The sequence below is a fragment of the Flavobacterium kingsejongi genome (assembly GCF_003076475.1).
Lineage (GTDB): Bacteria > Bacteroidota > Bacteroidia > Flavobacteriales > Flavobacteriaceae > Flavobacterium > Flavobacterium kingsejongi.
In genome coordinates this window covers 1,983,875-1,995,981 of record NZ_CP020919.1, presented here as the reverse complement: position 1 = coordinate 1,995,981, position 12,107 = coordinate 1,983,875, and the positions used below count along the sequence as shown (strand labels likewise).

The window sequence follows — 12,107 nt, the reverse complement described above, 5'->3', positions numbered from 1 at the left end:
TTACTTTTTTGCTTCTTTTGGGCGTTTAGCACCATACTTAGATCTTCTCTGCGTTCTTCCCGCAACACCTGATGTATCAAGCGCTCCACGAACGATGTGATATCTAACTCCTGGTAAATCTTTTACCCTTCCGCCTCTAACTAATACTATCGAGTGCTCTTGTAGGTTATGTCCTTCTCCAGGGATGTAAGCATTCACTTCATTACCATTTGTTAAACGTACCCTTGCAACTTTACGCATTGCAGAGTTAGGTTTTTTTGGCGTAGTAGTGTAAACACGCGTACAAACACCTCTTCTTTGAGGACAAGAATCTAAAGCAACCGATTTACTCTTCTTAGTTATCTGAGTTCTTCCTGTTCTTACTAATTGTTGAATTGTTGGCATAATTAATACTAAAAATTTCTTATGTTTTAATTTCCCGCTTTTTACGGGGTTGCAAATGTAGAAAAAAAAATCAACTAAACAAACCTTAATACATTAATTTTCAAAGACATTAATCCTCAATTTTATTTTAATATATTATTCTTTATTTTTTTGCGTTACATTTACCAAATAGTTTATGATTTGAAAAGCTTACAGTACATAATCCTCTTTTTTTTCTTCAGCCTGACGCTCTCAGCACAAAATCTTTACCTCAAAATCAACGGAAAAACAACAAAAGAAACTTCCGTAATTGATTCTATTGGCTATATCAAAAACCACAGCAACACGAAGTCCATTCTGGACAACACGACAACGCTAACAGCTACATTAAGTAAAATAGGATATCTCGACAACCGTATTATAAATTACGAAAAATCCAACGACAGCACTTTTACCTATAATTTTAGCTTAGGACAAAGATTAACTACATTACATATATATATAGGTAAGAATCCCGAAATTAAAAATCTTGAAATTTTCAACACTACCTCGGACACACTCACGATTGCTTTTCAGGAAACCGAACAAACACTTTCTTCAGCCCTGAACAAATTAGAACGCAAAGGGTATTCACTTGCCAAACTTAAACTCGTCAATATACAAAGAAAAAGCAACCACCTCACCGCTGACTTGGAGACCAACCTGCAGCAGCAACGCAAACTCAATGACATTATCATTACTGGCTATGACAAATTTCCGGAAGGCCACAAAAAAAATCTAAAACGACTCTACAAAAACAAAACCTTCAATCAGGAAACCTTACAAAATCTGTACAGCGACCTTGAAAAGTTCCGGTTCGCAAACCAAACCAAATACCCGGAAATACTTTTCACAAAAGATTCTACTAAAATTTACGTCTATCTTGAAAAAGCGAAATCAAACAATTTTGACGGCTTTATAGGATTCTCAAATGATGATAAAAACAAACTACAATTCAACGGCTATCTTGACCTTGTATTAAACAACGCATTAAATACCGGTGAAAAATTTACGCTGTATTGGAAAAGCGATGGCAATCAACAAAAGACTTTTAATGTCGGGATCGAACTGCCTTACGTTTTCCAATCACCATTTGCACTTAAAGCCAACCTGAACATCTTTACCCAGGACAGCACTTTCCAAAATACACAAACCGCTGTTGACCTTGGCTATTTCATCAATTACAACACCCGGGTCTATCTCGGTTATCTCGCAACAGAATCCAATGATATTCAAAACCAGAATAACTCCAGCATCAGTGATTACAAAAATGCTTTTTATACCGGAACATTTGAATTCCTAAAATACAAGCCCGATGATTTTCTATTTCCAGAGCAGTACAACATCAACCTGAAAGCCGGGACAGGAAAACGCAATTCCAATTTCACCAACAACAATCAATTTTTTGTTAATCTAAATGCCAAAAACAATTTCTATTTAAATCCTAAAAATGTAGTCAATATCAAAACTCAGGTATTCTATCTGCAAAGCGAAAACTACATCCTTAATGAGCTCCATCGATTTGGGGGAATAAATTCCATCCGTGGATTCAATGAGAATAGCCTTCAGGGCAACCTCTACTCTTCCATACTAACCGAATACCGCTACATCCTCGCTCCTAATCTGTACATCCATTCCATTATCGATTACGGATACTACCAGGACAAACTCTCCGACACCAGCAATAAATTATTAGGGCTGGGTTTTGGATTTGGACTATTGACTAAAAACGGCTTACTCAATCTTGTATATGCCAATGGCAGCACAAACGAGCAGCAAATCAAATTATCCAACTCAATCGTACACATAAGCTTTAAAGCAAATTTCTAAAAATTCTATCCGGAGAGAGCACGACAAAACACTAATCGGTTTAAGAGAAATTCTTCCACTTCTCGTGCTAAAAAGAAAATATAACAGCGCTCAACTACTTTTTTGAGTAGAAAATTGATCATTTTTAACCCAATTTATTCTTAAACCTACGTTAATCAGAACCCAACCTTGTCTTAATATCTTGATTATTTGAAAAATTAAGAAAATTTAATTTTATTCAAAATAAAATCTTAAATTTAGAATACGCTAAGATTACATATAAAAATCCATTTTTTGGAAAATATTGAATTTCAAAACACCATTACAAACAAAATAGCGATATTTCCTACTATTTAACAAAAAAAGTAAAATAATCACCGAAGAATAAAATTATATTCCTACAACGAAATTACTAAATTTTCTTACTTAAAAAACGCTAAAAACTCAAATAGAACGTATAAAAATATTTTTTTTAGCAAAAAACATTTGGATTGTTAACTAATTATTAAGACTTTTGAATTTCTAACGAAAATTAATAAATATGAAAATGAAACTTAATCACTACTTAGGTTTGCTTATGATCTTGTTTATGCAGAGCATCACTGCACAGGACATAACAGTCAGCGGTGTTGTTTCTGACGCGAGCGGTTTACCGCTTCCAGGAGCAAATGTTGTTGTAAAAAACTCAACTAATGGAACACAAACCGACATGGATGGTAAGTATTCCATTAAAACTCAGATGGGACAAACCCTATCTTTTAGCTTTCTTGGCTTAAACACTCATGAAGCTAAAGTAACGTCTTCTAATCTCAATGTATCACTTCAAGAAAGCCAGGCTGAAGAACTGGAAGGAGTAGTCATCACTGCATTGGGTATTAAAAGAGAAAAGAAATCACTTGGTTATTCTTCCCAGGAAGTAAAGGGAAGTATAATTTCTGAAGCGGGACAAACAAATGCCTTAAGTGGTCTTTCTGGAAATGTAGCTGGACTTCAAGTTACAGCGCCATCAACCATGGGTGGATCCACACGCATTGTATTACGAGGTGTCGGTTCTGTTTCTGGCGAAAACAGACCATTAATTGTTATTGATGGAATTCCATTGGACAATGGAAATATTAACAGTGCAACTACACAAAGAGGTGCCGGAGGAAGAGATTATGGTGACGCTACAGCAGACATCAACCCTAATGATATTGAATCTGTTACTGTACTTAAAGGAGGACCAGCATCAGCTCTTTATGGTAGCCGTGCAGGAAATGGAGCGATCCTATATACGACCAAGTCAGGTAAAAAAGGAAAAACAGAAATTATTTTCAATTCTGGCTTGACGCTTGAAAGTATTAATATCATGCCTGATCTTCAAAAACAATATGGAGGTGGTGGTAGCCAAACTTTTGAAACAGCTACAATTAATGGTCAAACGTATAATATTGCAGATTATGCTACAGATAGTAGCTGGGGTCCTAAATATGACGCAAACCTGAAATACCTTCCATGGAATGCATTTGATACTGAATTTCCAAATGATCATTTAAAAGAAAAATCATGGGTTAGTCCTAAAAATGATGTAAAATCTTTTTTCAATACAGGTGTTACACGTAATAACTCCATTGCCCTATCGAAATCTTTTCAGGATGGTAGCCTTCGTTTTTCTTATGGAAATACTCAGACAGAAGGCATTGTACCAAACTCCAAACTTCAGAAAAACACTTTTAATTTGAATGTGAATTCTAAATTAACAGATCGTCTTAAAGCTGAAGCAATGGTTAACTTCACACAAACAAAAGGTTTCAACAGACCAGAAGTTGGATACGGAGACAATTCATTGGCGCAAAAGTTTTTCCATTTTGGTCAAAGACAACTTGACTACAATGACCTAAAAGCTTATAAACTGGCTAATGGAAACCAAAGATCATGGAACCGTACTGCTTATGATGATGCAACACCAGCCTATTCTGACAACCCATATTGGACTGTCTATGAAAACACATCGGAAGACAAAAGAAACAGACTATATGGTAATGCTAAATTAACTTATAATTTTACTCCTGATTTTTATGCTGTAGGAAATGTTTATATGGATACTTATAACTTCAGCGTTAAGGAAAGAGTAGCTATTGGATCACAGGCTCAATCAAGTTATAGTCAAAACAACATCACGTTAATGGATATTAACTATGAAGGTCGTCTACATTATAACAAAACATTTGGCGACTTTAGTTTAAATACATTTGCAGGTGTAAACCGTAGACAGTACACAAGAACACAATTACTTGGCAATACAGTGGGTGGATTGGTACTACCAGATCTATTCAGCCTTAATAACAGTAGAGCGCAGGCTTTAGCCCAAAATTCTGAATCTGAAAAAAGAACTAATAGTGTCTATGGATTTGTTTCCTTGGGCTACAAAGACATGCTTTTCGTTGAAGCTACAAATAGAAACGATTGGTTTTCAACTGTAGTAAGATCGTCTAACTACAGCTCTGTAACAGGAAGTTTTGTATTCTCTACTTTATTACCCGAAGTAAACTGGTTATCATTTGGTAAGATTCGTGGTGGATGGGCACAAACAGGTAATGATACCGATCCTTATTCATTAGAAAATTACAAAACAATTAATCAGCCGTTTAATTCTGACCCAAGATATTCTAACCCAAGAATACTTAACAATCCGAATTTAAAACCGGAATTGAAAGAAACAACTGAATTTGGTCTTGAGGCACGTCTTTTCGACAGCAGAATTGGTCTTGATGTTTCTATATACAAAACAACGACAAATGATCTGATTACACCAATTGCTGTTGATCCAGCGACAGGTTTCACCTCTCAATATTTTAATGCAGGTAAATTGGAAAACAAAGGTATTGAAGCAACTGTTAATATAACTCCGGTAAGAACTGAAGATTTTAGCTGGGACATCACATGGAATTTTGCTAAAAACAAAAACAAATTACTGGAACTGAAAGAAGGTACTGAAACGCTTTTATTAGCACAAGCTCCTTTTAGAGCCCGTCTATTGGCTGAAGTAGGACAACCTTACGGTCAGATATATGGTACGGATTATGTTTATGATGCCAATGGAAATAAAATGATTGGCGAAAATGGTATGTATCTTGCTTCTGAGCAAAAATCACTTGGAACAACGACACCAGACTACAATATGGGATTACGAAATACAATTCGTTATAAAAATGTTAGCCTTACTATCTTAATTGACAGACAAAAAGGAGGAAGTTACTACTCTATGAATCATATGTTTGGAAGCTACTCTGGGATGTTAGAAAATACCGTTGCTAATGGTATTCGTGAAAATGGTATCATTTTAGAAGGTGTACAGGCTGATGGTAGTGTAAATACAGTGCCAATAACAGCACAGACCTATGGCGAAGGATTCTTTTCTACTGTAGACAAACAAAACGTATTTGATGCTGATTATTTCAAATTAAGAGAAGTTGCATTGTCCTACACATTACCCAAAAGCTTTGTTGGTCCTTTTGATAGTATTCAAATTTCCGCTTTTGGTAGAAACTTGTTGACATGGGGATTAGATTGGAAAGGAATGGATCCAGAGATGGCTTCTTATGGAAGTGGAAACGTACAGGGTATTGATGGTGGATCACTTCCATCTACAAGAACCTACGGAATGAATGTACAGTTTAAATTTTAATTAAAATCGCTAAAAAAAATGAAAAAAATATTTCTAACCGTTTTCGCATTAGCTTCAACATTAGCTTTTGTAGGGTGTTCGGAAGATTTCGATACTATCAACACTAATCCAACAGCACCGATTAATGTTAATACTCCGGGATTATTCAATAATGCAAACAAACAATTAACAGACGCAACACGTGGTGACTTTTCTTCTGGAAGAATGACACTTCCTTGGGTCCAGTATTCTGCCCAAAGGAATTATACCAGTGAAGATCGATTTCAATTTCGTCAGGAAACAAACACTGCATTATATACCGACCTATATACTACTGCTCAGAATTACAAAACAATCATCGAATTGTGTACTAATCCTGCGACTGCTGCCACCATGGCCAATTATGGTGACATTGACAATCAGATTGCTGCAGCACGTATTATGCTCAGTTTAACATTCCTTCATCTGGTAGATGCTTATGGAGATATCCCATATTACTCATATGGTAATTCTGATCCTGATTTTCAGGCATTACAACTGCAATCTTCAGGAAATTTGACTCCCAAATTTGCATCACAGACAAAAATCTATACCGATCTTCTTAAAGAATTAAAAGAAGCTTCAGAAATGATTAATGATGGGGAACTGATTTTTACAGAAGGAGATCATATTTTTGGTAGTACTGAAAAAATGAAACGTTTTGCGAATTCACTACGCTTAAGAATTGCTAATCGTGTAAAAGGGGTAATTCCAACAGCTACGGATCATATTACAGATGCTATCGCATCAGGCGTAATGCTTTCTAATGACGACACTGTAGGCCTTGCTTATCAAAACGATGATGTATTCCCAAGCCCTATGTATAAAAGTTTCTTCGTAGATAACAGAACTGATTTTGCTGTTGCAAATACCTTTATTGACCTATTAACAGGAGAGCTTGGTGTATTTGGAGTAGATCCAAGACTTCAAAAATATGCTGCACCTAATACCGCCAGTAAGGCTACAATACAAAACCAGTCTTATGCTGAAACCGATGACTTAACAAAATACAAAGGTATGCCATATGGTATTCCAGACGGATTAACTCCATCACAAAGAACAGGTGCGTGTTTGTTTAGCTATAATGTCCTAAAAAGAAACTACACTGAAGTATTGATGGAATATGCAGAAGTTGAATTTTTATTATCTGAAGTTAACGGATGGGATGATGCACATTACAAAAACGGAGTTACAGCTTCTATGGAACGCTGGAATGTAGATCCTGCAAAAATAACCGCATTCGTAGCAGCTTTACCAGCAGCATCTCAGGCCAATGTACTAAATCAAAAATATGTTGCATTGTACATGCAACCCTATGAAGCATGGTCAGAATATAGAAGAACTGGTTTTCCAAATACCATTTTGCTACCAGGAGAAACATATGAACTAAACAATCCGACTACTGACACTCCTCCGCAAACAACTTACGTATTTACGCCAATTCCAACTGTTACGGAAATGCCGACCAGGTTTACCTACCCAAATACACTTTCAACGTTGAATGGAGCAAATTATCAAGCTGCCTCGCAAGCTATTGGAGGAGATTTGATTACAACTAAATTGATTTGGGATTTAAACTAATTTAAATTCCTTTAGAATACTTAAACCATCCCGAAAAATCGGGATGGTTTTTTTTATATCTTTGCGCCATGGAAAAAGAACATCAGATTTTTGGAATCAGGGCTATTATTGAAGCCATTCAGTCAGGTAAAGAAGTAGATAAAGTATTCATTCAGAAAGACGCCGCCAGTGAATTAATGAAAGACCTGATGAAGGTCATGAAAAGAGGCAATGTAAATTTCTCTTATGTACCCGTTGAAAAATTAAACAGACTGACTCCAAACAATCACCAGGGCGCCGTAGCTACGATCTCCCCTATTCCTTTTCATGATTTGGAAACATTGATCGAAAAAACATTAGAGTCCGGTAAAACACCGTTATTTCTTATTTTAGATCAAATTTCCGATGCCCGTAATTTTGGTGCTATCATCAGGACTGCAGAATGTACAGGAGTCAATGGAATCATCGTACAAAAACAAGGATCTGCACCCGTTAATGGTGATACAGTAAAAACTTCTGCCGGTGCGGTATTTAATGTGCCAATCTGTAAAGTAGAGCATATTAAAGATGCGATATTTCACCTTCAGGGATCCGGCATAAAAACTGTAGCCGCAACTGAAAAAACAGACAAAACCATTTATGATATCACTTTGACAGAACCATTAGCAATCATCATGGGATCAGAAGACCGCGGTGTAAATCCATCTGTCTTAAAGATTGTAGACGAAAAAGCAAAACTACCGATGTTTGGAACTATTGCTTCCTTGAATGTTTCTGTTGCCTGCGGTGCTTTTCTTTACGAAACAGTACGACAACGCAGCTAAAATTATATCATCACTTATACAAAAGCCTGGCAATGCCAGGCTTTTTCTATTCCTCCTTGTTCCTAAAATAGGGATTTTGCGCTTTTGAGTGTGGAAGGTATATCAGTTCTTCTTCTAAGGTCTCAGAAGCGATACTGTTTTCTATATAATCATAGATTACACCATATTCTTCAGGATCGGTTTTTTCCATCACATATATAAAATTACCCTGTTCATCGAACCGGCTCATAAAAGGATCGGATTGTGGATCAAAGTCGGGGGCTTCCCAATCATACTTTACTTCTTTCTGATAGGCTTCCGTTTTAAATATAAAAGCAAAAAGTAATCCTGTGATCAATCCGCCTAAATGGCCTTCCCAGGAAATATTCTCACCCATACCCGGAAAGATGTACCAGATTATACCCCCATAAATTAAAATGATAGTAAATGATAAAGCCACTAATCGATAATATTTAGTCAGTATTCCTTTAAAAAAAATAAAACTTACCAATACATAAATCAATCCACTTGCACCAATATGATAATTCTCCCTGCCAATCACCCAGGTAATAAATCCAGAAAGCAGGATCCCATACACAATGACCCGTAAAGATTGTTTTCGATAAAAATAACGAAGCATCCCAAGTAAAATTAAAAGCGGAATTGAATTATTATAAAGATGTTCAATATCTCCATGTAAAAAAGGACTAAAAAAAATTCCCCTCAGCCCTTCAAAAGTACGGGGATAGATTCCGAATTCTGATAACCGGATTTTGAACTGAACTTCAATCCAGAAAACAATCCATAAGGACAATACAAAAAATAGTGGTATTCCGATTACGGAAGTTGAAAATTTGAATTGATGGTCAGCCATAGTGTTACACTTAAATTGATCAACAGTCAACAGTCAAAAATGTATCCAAAATAATTACGATGCTATTTTGTCAGGCAGACCCGTAATAGAAATACTATTACACTTTAAAAGCTTTTGTTTAGGTATTTATACAATCGACTAAAGGATGTAAAACATTTTACAGTATTCATAAAAGCTGTATTTTTGTACTATGGAAGCACCATTAGCAGAAAGAATCAGACCCCAACAACTCGAAGACTATGTGAGCCAGTCTCACTTGGTAGGCCCGAGTGGTTCCTTAACACAACAAATCGCCAAAGGCATTATTCCTTCACTAATCTTTTGGGGACCTCCAGGCACGGGAAAAACAACTTTAGCCCAAATCATAGCCCAAGAATCCAAACGTCCTTTTTACATTCTGAGTGCTATTAATTCCGGAGTAAAAGATGTGCGTGAGGTGATTGAAAAAGCGAAACAAAGTGGCGGGTTATTTACTGCAAAAAACCCAATTCTGTTCATTGATGAGATCCATCGTTTCAGCAAGTCCCAACAGGATTCATTACTCGCTGCTGTCGAAAAAGGGTGGATCACGCTTATTGGTGCCACAACTGAAAACCCAAGTTTTGAAGTCATCCCCGCTTTACTGTCGCGATGTCAGGTCTATATTTTAAATGCTTTTTCTAAAAAAGATCTGGAAGCTTTGCTGGAGAGAGCAATGAAAACCGATGTTTTCCTGAAAGAGAAAGACATACAGTTAAAAGAAACCGAAGCTTTGTTACGGTTATCCGGTGGTGATGGTCGTAAATTACTCAATATTTTTGAACTCGTTGTTAATGCTTCCAATGATGAAACGATCGTGATTACGAATGATTTGGTTTTGGGCTTGGTACAACAAAATACGGTTCTGTATGATAAAACCGGTGAACAGCATTATGACATTGTATCAGCATTTATAAAATCCATACGAGGGAGTGATCCCAATGGTGCAGTCTATTGGCTCGCCAGAATGATTGAAGGCGGTGAAGATGTTAAATTTATTGCACGAAGAATGCTGATTGCAGCATCAGAAGATATTGGAAATGCCAATCCTACTGCACTCATAATGGCCAACAATACCTTTCAGGCAGTCACAACAATCGGATATCCGGAATCACGGATTATACTAAGCCAATGTGCCGTTTACCTTGCCACATCGCCAAAAAGTAATGCTTCTTATATGGCTATTGGAAAAGCACAACAACTCGTAAAACAGACTGGTGACTTGCCTGTACCAATACACCTTAGAAATGCTCCAACCAAACTGATGAAAGAATTGGGCTATGGTGAAGAGTATAAGTATGCTCATGATTACCAGAATAATTTTGCGGAACAGGAATTTTTACCTGATGCATTGCAAAACACTACGATATATGATCCCGGAAATAATTCAAGGGAAAACGGTACACGGGAGTTTCTCAAAAACCGCTGGAAAAACAAATATGGGTATTAAAAAAGGTGCTGTAAAAACAACACCTTTTCCATATTTAGAATTTAATATCCAACTTCTCAGAGATCAGTTTGTCATTTTGATAATACTCAAAATACCATTGTCCTTCTTTTTTAAAAACCATTCCCTGGTTCTTACCATTATTTGCCGTAAAATAGTCTTGTTGTGACGTTTTAAATAGTGTCAACACCTTTTTGGGAGTTGTGTCCACCAATTGATATCCGGTGGCTGTAGCCTGCGCATATAAAGTACCTGTAGCAATTGACTCATTAACGGAACTGCTATTGGATGAAACAGTTGTAACAGTATTCGCAGAAGCAGGAATATAATGTGAATTTGCAGTCACGGTCGTAACTTCTGTACCCGATAACTCTTGGTATTTGTAAGACATGCCGTCAAGAGACTTAAATGCTTCTCTCATAGCAAGATTATAAGCTGTTTTATAGGCTTTTTCCCGGCTTTTTCCCGGTACTCCTTTAAACAAAACAGTCCCTTTGCAATCTTTAAGTAAAACCGTAAGGACGGTATTAAACATTGTACTCTCCTCAACCACTTCTACTGAAAGTGCGCTGCATTTATTTGTTATAAGCTCCAAGGGCAATTGGGTATCATCAAAAAAAACTGTAAAACCTTTACGCTCCATGAAAGCTTTAGCAAGTGTACTTAACCCATATTGATTAGGTTCTTTCATAAAACCGAATCGTTCCGGAATAATAACATATTTATAATTATTGATATTTTTACTTTGGGAAAATCCAGTGGCCGAAAGAGCCAAAAGTACAAACAGGATGTATTTTTTCATAGGTGGTGTATTAATTTTATAAAATAGTCTTTAAAGACAAGAGATTGTTTATGTGTTTGATGCCAACGGCTACTTCTTTATTATGCTCATTAAAATAAATCGCATCAAATCCAAGGCTGAGTGAAGCATTAATATCCGAAACGATACAGTCGCCAATCATGATACTGTTCTCAACCTGCGTATTCGCTACCTGTAAAGCATGTTTAAAAATAATTGGATTTGGTTTTTTACACCCCGCAGACTCCGAATCCGTCACCGTATCAAAATAATGGTCAATCGCCGAATTTTTCAATTTAAGATCCTGGACTTTATGAAAACCATTGGTGATAATATGCAATCGGTACTTCGGTTTTAAATACTCCAGCACTTCAATTGCACCTTCATATAAATAATTGAACTCGGGTAAATGTGCAATATATTCTTCCGAAAGCAAGTGGATTGTAGCATCAGAAATTTCATGATCTAACTCGTCAAAGGTATCTTTTAACCGCCCATAGCGTAGTTCTTCCTGAGTAATTTTATCGACGCGGTACAACTCCCAGTATTCATAATTGATACGGCTGTATACCACCATAAAATCGGCAATATTTACTCCAATATTATTTTTATTTAATATGGCCTGAAATGTAAGCCCTGAGTTTTTTTCAAAATCCCAAAGGGTATGATCCAGATCAAAAAAAACGTCTGAAATTATTCTATTCTGCATT

General features: G+C 36.4%; 9 protein-coding genes. 5 read left to right on the top strand and 4 right to left on the bottom strand.

Features of this window, described 5'->3' with window-relative positions; translation table 11 throughout:
• On the bottom strand, positions 1-384 hold the full coding sequence (gene rpsL, locus FK004_RS08640; RefSeq protein ID WP_007136570.1) for a 30S ribosomal protein S12: 384 nt from the start codon (positions 382-384) through the stop codon (positions 1-3).
• A 180-nt stretch (positions 385-564) separates the two neighbouring features.
• Between rpsL and FK004_RS08635 the strand changes: the two genes are divergently transcribed.
• From FK004_RS08635 to rlmB, 4 genes are all read left to right on the top strand, one after another.
• Positions 565-2,232: a BamA/TamA family outer membrane protein gene (locus tag FK004_RS08635; protein WP_227871694.1), complete on the top strand. Its 1,668-nt coding sequence runs from the start codon at positions 565-567 to the stop codon at positions 2,230-2,232.
• A gap of 520 nt (positions 2,233-2,752) precedes the next feature.
• The gene (locus FK004_RS08630; RefSeq protein ID WP_108736910.1) at positions 2,753-5,878 is read left to right on the top strand and encodes a SusC/RagA family TonB-linked outer membrane protein; all 3,126 of its coding nucleotides are present in this window, start codon (positions 2,753-2,755) and stop codon (positions 5,876-5,878) included.
• Between the two features lie 18 nt (positions 5,879-5,896).
• The gene (locus tag FK004_RS08625; protein ID WP_108736909.1) at positions 5,897-7,477 is read left to right on the top strand and encodes a SusD/RagB family nutrient-binding outer membrane lipoprotein; all 1,581 of its coding nucleotides are present in this window, start codon (positions 5,897-5,899) and stop codon (positions 7,475-7,477) included.
• A 68-nt stretch (positions 7,478-7,545) separates the two neighbouring features.
• Entirely contained in the window at positions 7,546-8,280 is a 735-nt protein-coding gene (gene rlmB / locus FK004_RS08620) for a 23S rRNA (guanosine(2251)-2'-O)-methyltransferase RlmB (protein ID WP_108736908.1), read from the top strand.
• Between the two features lie 46 nt (positions 8,281-8,326).
• Here the strand turns inward: rlmB and FK004_RS08615 are convergent, their stop codons facing one another.
• Positions 8,327-9,133, bottom strand: a complete 807-nt coding sequence (locus FK004_RS08615) for a rhomboid family intramembrane serine protease (RefSeq protein WP_108736907.1) — start codon at positions 9,131-9,133, stop codon at positions 8,327-8,329.
• Positions 9,134-9,323: 190 nt separating this feature from the next.
• Here FK004_RS08615 and FK004_RS08610 point away from each other — a divergent pair, with 190 nt between their 5' ends.
• Positions 9,324-10,601 (top strand): replication-associated recombination protein A, encoded by a 1,278-nt coding sequence (locus FK004_RS08610; protein WP_108736906.1) that lies wholly within the window; start codon positions 9,324-9,326, stop codon positions 10,599-10,601.
• A gap of 34 nt (positions 10,602-10,635) precedes the next feature.
• Here FK004_RS08610 and FK004_RS08605 read toward each other — a convergent pair whose 3' ends face one another.
• Together FK004_RS08605 and FK004_RS08600 are read right to left on the bottom strand one after the other, a co-directional pair.
• Positions 10,636-11,400: a hypothetical protein gene (locus FK004_RS08605; protein ID WP_108736905.1), complete on the bottom strand. Its 765-nt coding sequence runs from the start codon at positions 11,398-11,400 to the stop codon at positions 10,636-10,638.
• Between the two features lie 16 nt (positions 11,401-11,416).
• Complete coding sequence (locus FK004_RS08600; protein WP_108736904.1) at positions 11,417-12,106, bottom strand: YjjG family noncanonical pyrimidine nucleotidase; 690 nt, start codon at positions 12,104-12,106, stop codon at positions 11,417-11,419.
• Position 12,107 lies beyond the last annotated feature (1 nt).